This window comes from Kribbella sp. NPDC003557 (assembly GCF_040610805.1).
GTDB lineage: Bacteria > Actinomycetota > Actinomycetes > Propionibacteriales > Kribbellaceae > Kribbella.
The window spans coordinates 438,681-454,563 of sequence record NZ_JBEXMY010000004.1; the positions used below are offsets into that span (position 1 = coordinate 438,681).

Here is a 15,883-nt window from a genome sequence, read left to right on the forward strand (position 1 = left end):
ATGATGAAGCTCGCGGAGATCACGGCAGCCGTCGAACTGGGACGCTCCGGGGATCGTGACGCCGCCCGTACGCAGCTGACCGCGCTCTGGGACGAAGTGGACGACCGGGCCACCCGGTGCGTGGTCGCGCATTTCCTCGCCGATGTGCAGGACGAGACCGAGGACGAGCTGACCTGGGACCTCCGGGCCCTGGAGCTCGTGTCCGACGACCAGTGGCTGCCGTCCCTGCACCTCAGCCTCGCCGACGACTACCGCCGCCTGAACCAGATGGACCGAGCCGCCGAGCACCTGGAGGCCGCCCGACCGCATCTCGCGATGCTCCCCGAGGGTGAGTACGGCGACGTCATCCGCAGCGGCTTCGACCACGTATCGGAAGCACTCGCCGCCGGCAGTGTGCAACGTCTGGAGACCAACCCCAGCACCTGAGTACTCCGGCTGCGGTAGGTGCGGTGACTCCTCCTGGGCGACGCAAGAACCGGCTGCCGGCAGCCAGGCTCTAGGTATGGATGCGCTAGTTGAGGTCAGTGGGCTGACGAAGCGGTACGGCGACACCTTGGCGGTTGACGGTGTCGATCTGACGGTGTTGCCGGGTGAGGTGTACGGGTTCCTGGGCCCGAACGGGGCGGGTAAGACGACCACCCTCCGGATCCTCACCGGGCTGATCGCGCCGACGAGCGGAAAAGTGCGGGTGCTGGGCGGCTGGCCGGGCGAGTCCGGCGTACTGCGCAGGACCGGGTCGATGATCGAGTCACCCGCGTTCTACCCGTACCTGTCGGGCCTGGACAACCTGCGGCTGCTGGCCGAGTACGCCGGGGTGTCGCGGCAGCGGATCGACGAGGTGCTGGAGCTGGTCGACCTCGCCGACCGCGCCAAGGACCGGTTCTCGACGTACTCCCTGGGGATGAAGCAGCGCCTCGGTGTCGCCGCGGCGCTGCTCAAGGACCCCGAACTGGTGATCCTCGACGAGCCGACCAACGGCCTCGACCCGGCCGGGATGCGCGACATGCGCCGCCTGATCCGCGAGCTCGGCACCGGCGGCCGGACCGTGCTGCTGTCCAGCCATCTGCTCGGCGAGGTGCAGCAGATCTGCGACCGGGTCGGCATCATCAACGCCGGCCGGATGGTGGCCGAGCACCACGTCGACGAGCTGCGCGGCGAGCAGGAGCTGGTCGTCCGGGCGACACCGAAGGAGCAGGCGCAGTCGATCCTGACCCGCTTCGGCAGTGTCCACCAGTACGACGACACCCTCCGGGTGCAGGTGGATCCGGCGAAGGCCGCCGAGGTGAACCGGGCGCTGGTCGAGGCCGGGATCGCGGTGTCCGAGCTGCACACGACCGAACGAGCCCTCGAGGACATCTTCTTCGAGCTGACCACAGACCTGTCGACCCGGGAGGAGACGACCGATGTTGGGTAGCTACCGCGCCGAACTGCTGAAGCTCCGCAAGCGATCCGCCGTCTGGGTCCTGTTCGGCGCCGGCCTGGTGCTGAGCCTGATCTTCGGCTACCTGCTGCCGTACCTGGGCTACGCGACCGGCGACGACAACCCGCAGACCGACGGCGTACCGCGCGCCGACATCCTGCGCGGCATGCTGCCGGCACGCGTCGTCGACAACACCATCGGCGGGTACCCGATCTTCGCCGGCGCGCTGGCGCTGGTGCTGGGCGCGATCGTGATCGGCGGCGAGTACACCTGGGGCACGCTGAAGACCGTGCTCACCCAGCGCCCGCAGCGCGGCACGATCCTCGGCGCGCAGTTCCTGGCGCTGGGCACGATGATCGCGCTCTGGGTGGTCGGGATCTTCGCCGCCTGCGCGCTGTGCAGCGTCGGCATCGCCGCGGCCGAGGACGGCTCGATGAGCTTTCCGGGCGCCGGGGACCTCCTGCAAGGCCTGGCCGGCGGCTGGCTGGTGCTGATGACGTGGTGCCTGGCCGGCGCGGTCCTGGCCGTTGCCTTCCGCAACGTCGCGCTGCCGATCGGCCTCGGCGTGGTGTGGATCCTCGGGATCGAGACGCTGCTGGCCGGCGTCGTGAGCAGCCTGCTGCCGAGCCTCGACTGGCTCGCCGACGCGCTCCCCGGGACGAACGCCGGCTCGCTGGTCTTCAGCGTCACCGGCATGGCCGCCGCCGACGCACCACCCGGTGTGCGCGACGCGGTCGGCGGAGGCCGCGCGCTGCTGACGCTGATCGGCTACTGCGCGGTCTTCGCGGTCATCGCGGCCTGGACGACGCGGCGCCGCGACGTCACTTGATCCCGGCGTGCACCAGCGCGAGCTCGCAGAACATCGCGTTGGCCCAGGAGAACCACTCGCGGGTGTACTGCGTGGGGTCGTCGACGTCGAAGCCCTCGTGCATCTGCCCGGTGCCGCCGGTGGTGTCGCGCAGGAGCTCCAGCAACTGCTGGCGCTCCTGCGCCGACGTGCTCGAGATGCCCTGCACGGCGAGCGCGATGTGCCAGATGTAGCGCGGCGGGGTGTGCGGGCTGCCGATCCCGGCGGCCGCGGATCCGCTGTAGTAGTACGGGTTGTCCGGGCTGAGCAGCAGTGACCGGGTCGCGAGGTACGTCGGGTCGTCCGGCGCGGCGTACCCGGTGAGCGGGATCGACAGCAGGCTGGGCATATTGGCGTCGTCCATCAGCAACGTCTCCCCCAGCCCGTCGACCTCGTAGGCGTACACCCGGCCGTGCACCGGATGCTCCACGGTGCCGAAGCTGGCGATGCCCTCGTCGATCTCGGCCTTCAGCGCCTTCGCCCGGTCGGCCAGCGGCTCGTCGCGCAGCACCTCGGTCGCGATCTCCTGCAGGTACCCGAGCACGACCGACGCGAACATGTTGCCGGGCACGTTGAAGCCCAGCTCGGTCGCGTCGTCACTCGGCCGGAACGCGCTCCACGACATCCCGGTCGGCCGCGTCAGCCGCCCGCGCCCGTTGCGGACCAGGGTGTCCGACGGCCGGTCGTCGTGCCGCTGGAACCGGTACGGCGACCGGGCCTCGTGGTCCTGTTCCACGGTCCACAGCTCGACGATCGCCTCCGCGGCGGCCCGGAAGCGCTCGTCGATCACGTCCGCGCGGCCGGTGATCCGCCACAGCCGGTAGGCCAGCTCGAGCGGGAAGCACAGCGAGTCGATCTCGTACTTGCGCTCCCACACCCACGGCGACATCTCGGTCTCGTCGGTGACGTGGCCGGCGCCGTTGGCCTCCTGGTTGAAGGCGTTCGCGTACGGGTCGAGGACGACGTACTCGAGCTGCCGGTGCAGGACGCCGACGAGGATGTCCTGCAGGCCCGGATCGTCCTCGCACAGCAGCAGGTACGGGCGCATCTGGGCGGCCGAGTCGCGCAGCCACATCGCCGGGATGTCGCCGGTGAGCACGAACGTGGTGCCGTCCGGCAGCCGCTCGGCGACGGCCGGCAGGTTGCCGGCCATCGAGCGCCGGAACATCTCCGCGATCACGTCGTCACCGCAGGCCTTCCGGACGGCGGCCGTGGCGCGGGCGAGGACCTCGGGGTCGATCATCAACACATCTACCTTTCACCATCAAGAGTCAGGCCGAGAGAGGGGTCGGGCGAGAACGTCCGGTCCAGGACCAGGCTCGCGGCGCCGATCGCGCCGACGTCCACGCCGAGCGCCGTACCGGTCACCTCGAACGGGTGCACCGCCTGCAGCAGGAAGCGTCCCGCCAGCGCCTCGCGGACCGCGTCGTCGAGGACCGGGGCGAGGTGTTCCCAGTGCGGGCCGCCGAAGACCACGCGCTCCAGGTCGAGCAGGTTCGCCACGTCCTCGACCACCTTGGCGATCCGTTCCGCGAGCGTGGTGACGATGGTCCGTGCGGGCCCGGAGCCGTCCGCGGCGAGCGCGCAGAGCCGGGCGAAGGCCGCCTCGACGGCCTGCCGGTCGTCGAGGTCGATGCCGTCGGCAAGTACTTGGGCCCGCACGCCCTGCTGCACCAGGTAGCGCGGCTGGCTGGCTTCGCCGACGCAGCCGCGCCGTCCGCAGTAGCACAGCGGACCGTCCGGATCGACGATCACGTGGCCGATCTCGCCGACGTTGCTGGACGAGCCGCGGACCACCTCGTCACCGATCACCAGCCCGGCGCCGACACCGGTGCCGAGGTAGAAGAACACGAAGCTGCCGCCCTGCCCGGCCCACCGCTCGGCGGACGCGGCCGCGGTGACGTCCTTGTCCAGGACGATCGGCAGACCGGTCCGTTCACCCAGCTCGTCGCGCAGCGGCACCAGATGCCAGGTCGACAGGTTCGGCGGGTCGACCACCACGCCACGCTCGACGTCGATCGGTCCGGGCGCGGCGATCCCGACGCCGGTCACCCGGTCCCACGGCGCACCGGCCTCGGCGATGACTTCCTCGATCGTCTTCGCGATGCCGTCGATCAGCAGGCCGGGGTCGTCGGCGTACTGGTCCACGGGGCGGCGCGCGACCACCTCGCCGGTCAGGTCCAGCAGGACGACGGTCACGACGGACGGGTCGAGGTGGACGCCGACGGCGTACCGGCCGGTGGGCTCGAGCTCGAGCAGGGTCCGCGGCTTGCCGAGGCCCGCGCCGCGCAGCCGTCCGGCTTCGCGGACCAGGCCCGCGTCGAGCAGGCGGCGCACGATGTTGGAGATCGCCTGGCCGGACAGGCCGGTCGCCTCGGCGAGCTCGACGCGGCTCAGCTGCTCGCTGCGGCGGATCGCGTCCAGCACGACGGCATCGTTGAATCCCCCGACGCGATCGAGGTTCGTCCCCCGTCTAACCAATTGGATCCGCACCCCACGGTTGCGACCAGTCGTAGTCGATGGTCTCGTCGCCCGCCCGCCACACGTTCGGCGTGGTGTTGACCAGCCAGTCGACCGGCTCGATGCCGGACTCCTCACCACGACCGACGGCACCACCGTCGAGCGCCAACCGTATACCGTCCCGCAGCGCCCGGTCCGACCGCTCCGTCCGGGCGGCGGGATCGATCGACAGGAACAGCGCCGTGCCGGAGCGTGCGACCAGGTCGAGGAACCGTTCGTTCAGCTCCCACGGCGTCTGCGGCGTGCACGGGACACAGTCGGCGTCGACCGTGAAGAAGCGGTTGTGCTGCGGGAGCCGGAACGCGAGCGTGTTCACGCCCATCTTCCGGGTCCGCTCCCAGTCCCGGCCGGACGTGTCGTCGCCGGTCCGCTGGACGTCGACGAGCCCCGCGGCGAGGTGGCCGACGGTGTTGCAGCCGATCAGTACGACGTCGTCCGCCGCCGCCCGGATCTCGCGGTAGAACGCCAGGACGATCTCGGCGGTCGTCCGGGACTTGTCGTGGAACTGCCAGCCGCCGCTGGTGAGTCTCGATCCCATCGCAGGGCCGAAGTTGCCGAACACGTCGTACGTGCTGAAGTCGTGCTTGACCAGCTCGAAGCCCCAGGACCGGAAGCGTTCGAGGTCGGCGCGGACCCCGTCCAGGACCTCCGGGCGGCTCGGGTCGAGGGCGCGGCCCGGCTTGTCGTGCGGGCCTTTCGACGCCAGCGCCGACGGCTCGCGCACCAGCAGGGGGCGGAACCAGAGGCCCGGGCGCGCGCCGATCGCCTTGATCGCGGCCGCCGTGCCGGCCAGGTCGTCGAAGACGCCCGGCGTACCGCGGTCCCAGGGGCCGCCGGAGGCGATGCCGCCCGGGTACCAGCCGTCGTCGACGACGCTGAACGGCCGCACCGGGTGACCGTCGGCGAGCTCGACGATCGTCGAGGCGTCCTGGAGGACCGCCTTCTCGTCGAAGTTCTCGCCGTAGGCGTAGTACCAGTTGTTGGCACCTACCACAGGCCCGGCGACAGGCCCGGCCACCGGCGCGGGCTCAGGTCGCGCCGGTAGCCGGGTGCTCATGGAGGCGACCGCTGCGTGCAGGGTCTGCCAGGGGGTGCCGGCGTCCTCGAATCGTCGCACGACCGCTGCTGTCAGCGTACGACCGTCCAAAAGCGCCGGCCCACCGCCGTTGCGCAGATCGAGCCAGAGCGTGAAGCCGTCGCGGTCGACGGTCCAGGCACAGAACGCGTTCGGCTGCACGTCGACACCCATGCCGAAGGTGCCCGCGGCGGAGTGGGCGAGGAAGTACCACGGCAGCAGCCGCTCGGGCTGCCGGTGCCGCCACTGCAGGTCGCCGTACGAGCGTTCCCACGCGTCGCCGAGGATCAGGGCGTCGTCCGGCAGCTTCTCCGACCAGCGCAGGGCGACCCGGGAGACCTTCGCCGCGGTGACCTCGACCGTCCCGTCGTTCCAGCTGACCTCGACGCCGGCCCGCGCCGGACCGGTCAAGCCGTCCGAGGGGTCCGCCTGGACGAAAACAGCGTTCGGTTCTCTCACCTGACTCCCTCGGGTTAATTTCCCCAGAGACTTTAGTTAGTCGCGCTCGGGCCGGTCAAGGCGGTCAGCGCGGCCACGAGACGCGCAACGTCCGACCGGTCCGTGTACGGCGCGAGACCGGCGCGGATCGCACCCGCCGGGCCGAGTCCGAGGTGCTGCGCGGGCTCGTAGGCGTAGAACGAACCGGCCGGGGCGTTCACACCCGCCTTGGCGAGGTGCTCGGACACCTCGGCCGGCGTGTGACCGTCGAGCGTGAACAGCAGGGTCGGCGTGCGGTGCGCGGCGCGGCCGTAGAGCGTGACGCCGGGGATCGCCTTGAGGCCTGCCTCCAGCTCGTCGCGCAGCGCGTCCTCGTGCTCCTCGACGCTCTGCAGGGAGGTCATCAGACGCTCGCGCCGCGTGCTGCCGGTGCCCGCGAGACCGGCGATGAAGTCGACCGCGGCCGTCGTGCCCGCGAGCAGCTCGTACGGCAAGGTGCCCAGCTCGAAGCGCTCCGGCACGGCATCCGTCGACGGCAGCAGCTTGTCGGGCCGCAGCGTCTCGAGAAGCTCCGGCGCCGCGGTCAGGACGCCGAGATGCGGGCCGAAGAACTTGTACGGCGAGCACACGTAGAAGTCGGCGTACCGCGCGTCGATCGGCGCGTGGGCGGTCAGGTGGACGCCGTCGACGTAGATCAGCGCGCCGGCCTCGTGGACCTGGCCGGCGATCCGCTGGGTGTCGGGACGGGTGCCGAGGAGGTTCGACGCGGCGGTCACCGCGACCAGGCGGGTGCGGTCGGTGAGCAGCGGCGCGATGTCGTCCAGCTCGGAGGTCTCCGGGTCGAAGCCGAGCCACTTGACCGTGGCGCCGGCGGCCTCGGCGGCCTGCACCCACGGGCGGACGTTCGCGTCGTGGTCGAGGCGGGTGATGATCACCTCGTCGCCCGCGGACCAGGTCCTCGCGAGCGTGCGGGAGAAGTCGTAGGTCAGCTGCGTCATGCTGCGGCCGAACACGATCCCCTCGGGGGTGGTGCCGAGCAGGTCGGCCATCGCCTGCCGGGCGCCGACGACGATCTCGTCGGCCCGGCGCTCGGCGGCGGTCAGCCGGCCGCGGTTGGCCAGTGCCGACGTCATGGCTCCCGCCACCGCGTCGGCCACGGCCTGCGGCGTCTGCGACCCACCGGGGCCGTCGAAGTGCGCGGCGCCCTCGTCGAGCGCGGGGAACTGCTTGCGGACGGCGACCACGTCGAAGGCATTCATGCGCGTCATCCTCTCTCGCTCCTGACAGCCCGCGCCAGCGGCTGCCCGAATACGGATAAAAATGCGCGAACTGTCCGAGGAGTAGTGCAGGATGTCAGGAGTGAGCACGCTAACGACTCCTGACAGCACCGCGCCGGCCCCGGTCCGGGCCTGGCTCCCGATCATGCTGGCGCTAGCGGCCATCTGGGGCTGCAGCTTCCTGTTCATCTCGGTCGGCGTCCGCGAGTTGCCGCCGCTCTACCTCGCGCTCGGCCGGGTGATCGCCGGGTCCCTCGTGCTGCTCACGATCCTGGTCGCCAAGCGCGAGCCGCTGCCGCGCGACCCGCGGCTGTGGGCGCACTCGTTCGTGGTCGGGGCGATCGGCTCGGCGATCCCGTGGACGCTGTTCGGGTACGGCGAGGAGCGGATCCCGTCGCTGCTGGCCGGCATCTGGAACGGCATCACCCCGCTGGTCGTGCTGCCGATCGCGGTGCTGTTCTTCCGGACCGAGAAGTTCTCGGCGCAGCGTGGCGCCGGGCTGCTGATCGGGTTCGCCGGGATGCTCGTCGTGCTCGGCGCCTGGAGGGTGCAGGGCGGCGCGGACCTCACCGGTCAGGCGCTGTGCATGCTCGCCGCGGTGTCGTACGGGCTGGCGATCCCCTACCAGAAACGGTTCCTGGCCGGCACGACGCTGTCCGGCACCGCGCTGTCCACAAGCTTGTTGCTCTGCGCAACCGTGCAGCTCGCCGTCGTCGCTCCGCTGGTCACCCGGCAGGCGCCGCCCGCGCCGTGGTCGCTGTCCGCGGAGACCGTGCTGAGCGTTCTCGCCCTGGGCGCGCTGGGCAGCGGGCTGGCCTTCGTGCTGAACATGCGCAACATCCGCCTGATCGGCGCCAGCCGCTCGTCGATGGTCACGTACCTGATGCCGATCTTCTCGATCGTCGTCGGCATCCTCGTCCTGCACGAACACCTCACCTGGTACCAGCCGGTCGGCGGCCTGGTCGTCCTCTTCGGCGTCGCCGTCTCCCAGGGCGTGCTGACCCTGCGCCGCAAGCCAGTCGTTGCGGCCGCTGCAACCTGAGGGGTGCGGACCTGCACCACTCAGTAACCCCGCCCGGCGGGTGGCCGCCGGCCGGGTCTGAGCGTCGGGCGCCGGGGCGGGCAGCGGTTGGTGAGTGCTGGAGGTCCGCCCCTCGCTGGTCAGATGCGGCGGAGGTTGGGGATCGCCGCGACGACCACCGCGACCAACGCGAGCAGGGTGCCGGCGACGACTGGCGTGGTGACGGGCTTGTCCGCCACCGGCAGGAAGATGTCGATGAACAGGCTGGCGATCAGCTGGCCGGCGATCGTGCCGAGGCCGAGGACGAAGACGCCGACGACCCGGACCACCGCGGCCGCCGCGCTGATGAAGATCACGCCGCACGCGCCGCCGAAGTACAGCCAGGGCTCGCTCGGCAGGTGCCGCGGCGCACCGCGGAGCGAGAGGTCGACGAGGAACACCAGCAGCAGCGCGGCGAAGCCGACCAGGAAGTTCACCACCCCGGCCGCGACCGCGCCGTACGCGTCGGAGGACGCGGTCCGCGCCACCCGCCCGTTGATCGCCTGCTGCACGGCCGTGCCGACACCACCCAGCGCAGGCAGGATCGCCAGCAGCAGGCCGTCGGGGTGACTCAACTGCTCGGACACGGCCAGTCCGACCGCGGCCAGCGCGATCACCGCACCGACCACGCGGACGGCGGTCAGCGGCTGCGGGCCGGCCGGACCGAACCCGAGACGGTCGACGACCAGGCTGCTGATCGCCTGCCCGGCCACACCCGCCACCAGGAACACCGCCACACCGATCACGGACACGGTGATCGACTGCGTCGCGACGAGGAACGCGCCCGCGATGCCGCCGAGACACTGCCACCAGCGCAGGCCGCCGTACCCGCGCATCGGGCGCCGGATCGTGCGCCAGACCTTGACCAGGCCGCGCCGGACCGGCGGCACGACCGCGGTCGCGAGCAGCAGGATCAGCAGACCGGAGCCGAAGGAGATCAGCGCCGCCGGGATGCCGTCGCCGAGGATGGCGCCGAGTTCACCGTTCAGTCGGGACTGGACCGCGACCAGCATCCCGATCCCGAACGCCGAGGCGAGGCCGACGACGTGGTGCCGCCGGGTCGAAGGGGCGGGACGGGTGGCGGTGATGGTCACCGCACTATCATGATCGTTCGGCCGGTAGCGCCTGACAGCAGGTCCGCATCATGACCTGCGGATCAGCGCCAGGTACATCGCGTCGGTGCCGTGCAGGTGCGGCCAGAGCTGGACATCCGGCCCGTCGCCGAGATCGGGTACGCCGGGGAACAGCGGCCGGGCGTCCTCCAGGGCCGCGTCGTCGCGGCGGCCCAGGACGGCGTCGACCACCGCGCGGGTCTCGTCGGGATGCGGCGAGCAGGTCACGTACGCCACCACGCCGCCCGGCCGGACGGACGTGATCGCCGAGTCCAGCAACGCCTCCTGCAGCGGGCGGAGCTCCTCGACGTCCTCCGGCGTACGGCGCCAGCGCGCTTCCGGGCGGCGGCGCAGCGCACCGAGGCCGCTGCACGGCACGTCCGCCAGGACGCGGTCGTACGAGGCCGCCGGCCAGGTCGGCTTCGTACCGTCGCCGACGAGCACCTTGTGGTTGCCCGGGATCGCGCGCAGGTTCTGCCGCACGAGGTCCGCGCGGTGCTTGAGCGGCTCGACCGCGGTCAGCTCTCCGTCCTGGACGAGCGCCGCCAGCAGCGCCGACTTGCCGCCCGGTCCCGCACACAGGTCCAGCCAGTGCGCGTCGTCCCCGTCGACCTTCGCCGACGCCAGCGCGACCGCGACCAGCTGCGACCCTTCGTCCTGCACACCGGCCCGCCCGGTCGCGACCGCCGCGATCAGCCCCGGATCACCACCGCTGTCCAGCACGGCCCCGTACGGCGACCACTGAGCCGGCGAAGCACCCGAGGCCACCAACTCGTCCACATCAGCAAGCCCGGGCCGAGCCACCAGCATCACCCGCGGGGGGTCGTTGTCGGCAACCAGCAACCGCTCCAGCTCGTGCGTGGTCTCACCCGGCGGTGCGGCGCCCGGACCAGCGGCGAGCGCACGGTCGAACGACTCGATCACCCATCGCGGATGTGCTTCGGCGATCGCCAGGTAGCCGAGGAGATCGTCGTCCGGGTGCGGCGCGGTCGTCGAGATCCACTGGTCCAGCGTGCGCTGACTGATCTTGCGGAGGACGGCGTTCACCAGGCCGGTGCGCTTCTGACCGAGCTCGGACCGGGTCAGCGTGACCATCTCGTCCACCGCGGCGTACGAGTCCACCCGCATGTTGAGCAGCTGATGGGCGCCGAGGCGGAGCACGTCCAGCAGCTCGGGGTCGAGGTCCGCGAGCGGCCGCGAAACGCACCGCTTCAGAAAGGCGTCGTACGTGCCCTGCCAGCGCAGCGTGCCGTGCACCAGCTCGGTGCAGAACGCCGCGTCGCGCCCGCCGAGTTTTGCGTCCCGGAGCGCCTTGTTCAGCGCGAGGTTCGCGTACCCGCCCTCGCCGGTGACCTGCCGGATGACCTGGTACGCGACCTTCCGCACCCGATCCGGCCGCCGCTGCGGCGCCCTGTTGCGCGCATTCCGATCCGTCACGCGGAGGGTCCCAGCCGGTCCTCGTCGGTGAGGCGGATGCCCCGGGCCCAGTCGGCCGCGGCCATCGGCTTCTTGCCCTGCGGCTGGACCGTCACCAGCTCCACCGCCTTGCTCCCCGTCCCCACGCGCACGCTCGACTTCGTCGCGGCCAGCTCACCCGGCTTCAGCTCGTCGTCGGTCAGCCGTACGGCGAGCACCTTCAACCGCTCGCCACGGAACATCGTCCACGCACCGGGCGCCGGGTTACACCCGCGCACCAGCCGGTCGACCCGCTGCGCCGGCGCGGTCAGGTCCAGCTCCGCGTCCTCGACGGAGATCTTCGGCGCCAGCGTCACCCCGTCCGCGGGCTGCTCGCGGGCCTCCAGTACGCCGGCCTCGATGCCGTCCAGCGTGTCGACGAGCAGCTTCGACCCCGACACCGCGAGCCGGTGCAGCAGATCGCCCGACGTGTCCTCGGGCCCGATCGGTTCGGTGAGTACGCCGAACACCGGGCCGGCGTCGAGCGCCTTCACGATCCGGAACGTGCTCGCACCCGCCACGCCGTCGCCCGCGATGATCGAGTGCTGCACCGGCGCGGCGCCACGCCACGCGGGCAGCACCGAGAAGTGCAGGTTGATCCAGCCGTGCCGCGGGATGTCGAGCGCCGCCTGCGGCAGCAGGCCGCCGTACGCGACGACCGGGCAGCAGTCCGGGGCGATCTCCCGCAGCCGGGCCAGGAAGTCGGGATCGCTCGGCTTCACCGGCTTCAGGATCTCGACGCCGCCCAGCTCCTCGGCGTACTGCGCGACCGGCGACGCGACCAGCTTGCGACCGCGACCGGCCGGTGCGTCCGGGCGGGTGACGACCCCGACCAGCTCGTGCCGGCTGGCGACGATCGCCTCGAGTGCGGTGACGGCGGGTTCCGGCGTACCGGCGAAGACGACTCTCACAGACCGAATCCGTTCGTGGGGTGCGGCGACACCTTGACCTGCGGCGGGCCGCCCAGGCCCGACCACTCGGCCTCGCGGATCGCCTTCATCGCCTGCTTGCGGGTCTCGCGGTCGAGCCGGTCGACGAACAGGACGCCGTCCAGATGGTCGGTCTCGTGCTGGATGCAGCGGGCGAGCAGGTCGGAGCCCTCGATCACCACCGGGTCGCCGTACATGTTGAAGCCCTTGGCGATCACCGACTGCGCGCGGCGGCAGTCGAAGGTCAGGCCGGGGATCGACAGGCAGCCCTCGGGGCCGAACTGCTCTTCGAGCGACAGCGTCAGCTCCGGGTTGATCAGGTGCCCGAGCTCGCCCTCGACGTGGTACGTGAACACCCGCAGGCCGACCCCGATCTGCGGCGCGGCCAGACCCGATCCGGGCGCGTCCTGCATGGTGTCGGTGAGGTCGGCGACCAGCCGGCGCAGCTCGGCGTCGAAGTCGACGACCGGCTCGGCCTTGGTGATCAGAACGGGGTCGCCGAACAGACGGATGGGTTGGACCGACACAGACTCTCCACAGGGCTGCACGAAGCGGGACCGGGCAAGTCTAGTTGGCCCGCCGGGTGGTTTTCCGGAGGGAGGCCCCTCCCGTTTGTTGCCACAAGCACGTACTGTGGTCCCAGGCGTACCCTCAGTCACTGCCGTCCCACGCCGCTCGGGAGACCCAATGCGCACAGCAGCACGGGGAGCAACTCTGGTCCTCCTGGGTGCACTGCTCGCCCAGGCACCCCTCACCGCCCAGGCCTACCAGCCACGCGAGCCGGAATTCCGCACCGGACCGACGGGTCCGACGACTCCGAGTCCGGAACCTGGTCCGGAACCTACTGCGGAACCTACTGCGGAACCGAGCGCGGAGCCGACGTCGAGTTCGAGCTCCGGCCGGCCTCCGGCGCGGTCGTGGAGTGAGGTGGTGAAGCAGGTCTCCGAGACGTCGCCGGGTGACGTGCAGTTGCGGTCGGCGGACACGTCCGCGCAGGCCGCGTCGATGCTTCGGTGTTTCAAGCTCGACACCGAGAACTACTGCCTCGGGCTGGGGTTCGTGCAGGAGGTGCCGACCGGGCCGCAGCGCCACGCGCTGATGGCCGAGCCGAGCCTGCGCGCCGCGGACGAGGTGGGTGCCGAGCAGGACATCGCGACCGGTGATCTGACGCCGGCCGCGTTCGTGGCCGAGCGGGCCGCACTGCCGAAGAGCCGACGCGTCACCGCGGAGCTCGACGAGATGGAAGCCGCTTGGAACGGCCGCGCGAAGGCCCGCGAACTCCGCGAACTCGCCGAAGCCGAGACGCCGGCGCCCAACCCGCAGACGACGCAGACGACGCAGACCCCGAGCGAAACGGCACAGCCGACCACGCCCGCGACACCGCCGGACGAGGCAAGCGCAGTACCGACCACCACGCCGACCACCACGCCGACCGGCACTCCCACTGTGGCGCCGACGCGGACTGCTCCCACCGCCGGGACGCCGACCGCGGTGCCGTCGACTCCGGTGGCGCCGGTCGCGGCGCCCGCCTCGGCGTACCTGATGAAGGGGTACCAGACCTCTCAGGAGAAGGGCTACTGGTGCGGCCCGGCGACGTTCCAGTCGATCGACTGGGCCGACGACCAGCAGAAGGACACCCAGGCGTCCTGGGCGAAGGACCTCGGCTCAACCACCTCCGGTACGGCGATCTCGGCGATGGTGAAGCAGACCAACCTGAAGACCGCGTGGCCGAAGTCCGCCGGCACGTACATCGTGCAGAACGTCTCGCACTGGAATGCGCAGACCTTCTTCACCGTGCACCAGAAGCACCTCGGCGTGTACAAGGCCCCGGTGATCGAGCACGTTCAGCTGCTCAAGCGGTACTTCCCGTACCTCGCCTTCAACCACAGCGGCCACTACCAGGTCGGCCGCGGCTACGACACGGCGAAGGGCACGATCGCGATCTTCGAGGTCTTCAACGAGCGCCGCTTCAACAGCCGCGGCAACGTCACCGACGGCCCGAAGAACATCCCGGCCAGCGCCCTGTTCAACGCCACCCTGGCCAACTCCTTCCAGAACATCGGGCTGTGATGCGGCGCCGTACCGTTGCCGCAGGCACCTTGCTGGTCCTGCTCGTCGCGGGCTGCTCCTCGGACCCACCGCGGAGCAGCCCGCCCCCCAGCCGCACCCCGGCGACACCAACCGCATCAGCGACCCCGTCGACGCCAACGGACACCGGTACGGCGTTGCCGGCCTGGGCGAATGTTCTGCGGCAGCCGGTCGACGGGCAGCATCTCGTTACCCGCCAGCGCAAGTACGTCGTCACGCGCGGCAGCGACGAGGCCGGTACGACGACGATCGCCGACCGCGCCAGCAAGAAGGTCGTCGTGCGGCACGTCCCGGCGAGCGGCTTCGTCGCCCAGTCCCCCGTCGTCATCGACGACCGCTGGGCACTGGTCGAGGACATCCGCTCCGACGGCCCCGACCCGCAGATCAAGGTGGTCCGCTACGACCTCACGACCGGCAAAGCCACCGTGCCGGCCGGGTTGCCGCCCGTGTCCGAGCCGGAGATCGGCGCGTACGACGGAACCTTCGCGTACAGCTCGACCGACGCGAAGAACCGCTCCTGCCTGATCGTCGCCGACCTCGCGACACTGAAGTCCCGCATCGTCACCTGCGTCGCGGCCCCCGGCTACGTGGCCGATCCGGTGGTGTCGGCCGACACGGTCACGTTCAGCGAGATCGTCGCGCCGGAGACTGCTCGCCGGTGCAAGCGCATCCTGGCTGCTCCGCTGACCGCGGGCGCCGCGCAGCCGGTACCCGCGGCCACCCATTGCATCCAGTGGAGCGGCGCGACACTGCGTGGCGCGACCGTGTGGTCCGAGGTCGGCGCCGCGGACCCGGACCAGTACCAGAGCAAGGCCTACGTCCGGGAGTCCGGCGACTCCCCCGCCCGCCCGCTCGGCACCGTCGTCACCGACACGATCATTGCCTGCAGCAACTGGATCCTGTGGGAGACGAGGACCGTGAGCCCGGCCGGCGAGGAGACGTACCAGATCAACCGCTGGCGCCCCGGCCTCGCCGCCCCGCAACGGCTGTACGCCGCCGAGCCCGGCGTCGCGCTCACCCCGATGACCTGCCAGGACAACACCGTGTACGTCGAGGCGGCCTACCTCGCGAGCTCCCCGACGTACACCGAAACCATCTCCGCGGAGCTCTAGACAGGCTCTAGCGGCGCGCGTGCCGGATCTTCAGCCGGCCGAAGCCCATCACGCCGGTGATGCGGATCCGCGGGCCGGCGCCGGTGGAGTTCCGCGCCGGCTTGTACCGGCTGTCCTTCCATTCGGTGCGGACCGCGTCGAAGTCGACGACCGCGTCGCGCGGCAACGTGATCTTCACGCCGCCGTGCAGCACGTTCAGCTCGATGTCGACGTCCCCGTGCTCGAACTGCGCCCGCGACAGGTCCAGCCGCACCCGCCCGTGCAGCGACTCGACCTTCAGGTGCCGCGGCACCCGCCAGACGCCGCGCCGGACGATCCGGCCGGCGGACGCACCGATGGTCGCCGAACGCCCAGGCTGCTCGGCCGGTAGCGCGGCGACGGCGACCTCGAGATCCTGGCGGGTCCGGGCCGACAGCACCTGGTGGAGCTGCTGCTCCATCTCGTCGTGCGTGAGGTACCCGCCGGTGTACGCCGCCTGGACGCGCTCCACCGCCTCGTTGCGGTCCACGTCCCCGATCGCGGGCGAGCGGTCTTCAGGTACGGAGGTCAC

The 15,883-nt window shown here is 71.2% G+C and carries 15 protein-coding genes; 6 read left to right on the plus strand and 9 right to left on the minus strand.

Translation table 11 applies throughout. The features are described 5' to 3' along the window. The 3 genes from ABZW60_RS18565 to ABZW60_RS18575 all read left to right on the plus strand — a co-directional run bounded on the left by ABZW60_RS18565 (position 1) and on the right by ABZW60_RS18575 (position 2,249). Positions 1-426 (plus strand): hypothetical protein, encoded by a 426-nt coding sequence (locus tag ABZW60_RS18565; protein ID WP_355478308.1) that lies wholly within the window; start codon positions 1-3, stop codon positions 424-426. 76 nt (positions 427-502) lie between these two features. Then, positions 503-1,414: an ABC transporter ATP-binding protein gene (locus tag ABZW60_RS18570; RefSeq protein WP_355478310.1), complete on the plus strand. Its 912-nt coding sequence runs from the start codon at positions 503-505 to the stop codon at positions 1,412-1,414. Further along, positions 1,404-2,249: an ABC transporter permease subunit gene (locus tag ABZW60_RS18575; RefSeq protein WP_355478311.1), complete on the plus strand. Its 846-nt coding sequence runs from the start codon at positions 1,404-1,406 to the stop codon at positions 2,247-2,249. Before ABZW60_RS18570 ends, ABZW60_RS18575 begins: the two co-directional genes overlap by 11 nt. On the opposite strand, the gene ABZW60_RS18580 is transcribed toward ABZW60_RS18575, so the two are convergent. The 4 genes from ABZW60_RS18580 to ABZW60_RS18595 are packed head-to-tail and all read right to left on the minus strand — an operon-like array spanning position 2,242 to position 7,559. Continuing rightward, positions 2,242-3,510: a glycoside hydrolase family 125 protein gene (locus ABZW60_RS18580; RefSeq protein ID WP_355478313.1), complete on the minus strand. Its 1,269-nt coding sequence runs from the start codon at positions 3,508-3,510 to the stop codon at positions 2,242-2,244. The genes ABZW60_RS18575 and ABZW60_RS18580 overlap by 8 nt on opposite strands. 8 nt (positions 3,511-3,518) lie before the next feature. Further along, positions 3,519-4,694, minus strand: coding sequence for an ROK family transcriptional regulator (locus tag ABZW60_RS18585; RefSeq protein WP_355478315.1), 1,176 nt, complete (start codon positions 4,692-4,694; stop codon positions 3,519-3,521). 46 nt (positions 4,695-4,740) lie between these two features. Further along, positions 4,741-6,321 carry a hypothetical protein gene (locus tag ABZW60_RS18590; protein ID WP_355478317.1) on the minus strand — a complete coding sequence of 527 codons (1,581 nt, stop codon included), beginning with the start codon at positions 6,319-6,321 and terminating at the stop codon, positions 4,741-4,743. A 32-nt stretch (positions 6,322-6,353) separates the two neighbouring features. Then, positions 6,354-7,559, minus strand: a complete 1,206-nt coding sequence (locus tag ABZW60_RS18595; protein ID WP_355478319.1) for a cysteine desulfurase-like protein — start codon at positions 7,557-7,559, stop codon at positions 6,354-6,356. Between the two features lie 100 nt (positions 7,560-7,659). Here ABZW60_RS18595 and ABZW60_RS18600 point away from each other — a divergent pair, with 100 nt between their 5' ends. After that, complete coding sequence (locus tag ABZW60_RS18600) at positions 7,660-8,619, plus strand: DMT family transporter (protein WP_355478321.1); 960 nt, start codon at positions 7,660-7,662, stop codon at positions 8,617-8,619. A gap of 119 nt (positions 8,620-8,738) precedes the next feature. On the opposite strand, the gene ABZW60_RS18605 is transcribed toward ABZW60_RS18600, so the two are convergent. Genes ABZW60_RS18605 through def form a run of 4 tightly spaced genes read right to left on the minus strand, consistent with a single transcriptional unit; the run spans position 8,739 to position 12,660 of the window. After that, positions 8,739-9,731, minus strand: a complete 993-nt coding sequence (locus ABZW60_RS18605) for a DMT family transporter (protein WP_355478323.1) — start codon at positions 9,729-9,731, stop codon at positions 8,739-8,741. Positions 9,732-9,779: 48 nt separating this feature from the next. After that, a complete protein-coding gene (locus ABZW60_RS18610; protein ID WP_355478325.1) occupies positions 9,780-11,186 on the minus strand; it encodes a transcription antitermination factor NusB in 1,407 nt (468 codons plus the stop codon). After that, a complete protein-coding gene (fmt, locus tag ABZW60_RS18615; RefSeq protein ID WP_355478326.1) occupies positions 11,183-12,115 on the minus strand; it encodes a methionyl-tRNA formyltransferase in 933 nt (310 codons plus the stop codon). Before fmt ends, ABZW60_RS18610 begins: the two co-directional genes overlap by 4 nt. Continuing rightward, positions 12,112-12,660, minus strand: coding sequence for a peptide deformylase (def, locus tag ABZW60_RS18620; protein ID WP_355478328.1), 549 nt, complete (start codon positions 12,658-12,660; stop codon positions 12,112-12,114). Before def ends, fmt begins: the two co-directional genes overlap by 4 nt. Positions 12,661-13,063: 403 nt before the next feature. On the opposite strand from def, the gene ABZW60_RS18625 reads away from it, so the two are divergent. After that, positions 13,064-14,203 carry a C39 family peptidase gene (locus ABZW60_RS18625; protein WP_355478330.1) on the plus strand — a complete coding sequence of 380 codons (1,140 nt, stop codon included), beginning with the start codon at positions 13,064-13,066 and terminating at the stop codon, positions 14,201-14,203. Beyond that, complete coding sequence (locus ABZW60_RS18630) at positions 14,203-15,333, plus strand: hypothetical protein (protein ID WP_355479052.1); 1,131 nt, start codon at positions 14,203-14,205, stop codon at positions 15,331-15,333. The genes ABZW60_RS18625 and ABZW60_RS18630 overlap by 1 nt, the downstream gene beginning before the upstream one ends. A gap of 7 nt (positions 15,334-15,340) precedes the next feature. Here ABZW60_RS18630 and ABZW60_RS18635 read toward each other — a convergent pair whose 3' ends face one another. Next, entirely contained in the window at positions 15,341-15,883 is a 543-nt protein-coding gene (locus ABZW60_RS18635) for a DUF1707 domain-containing protein (protein WP_355478332.1), read from the minus strand.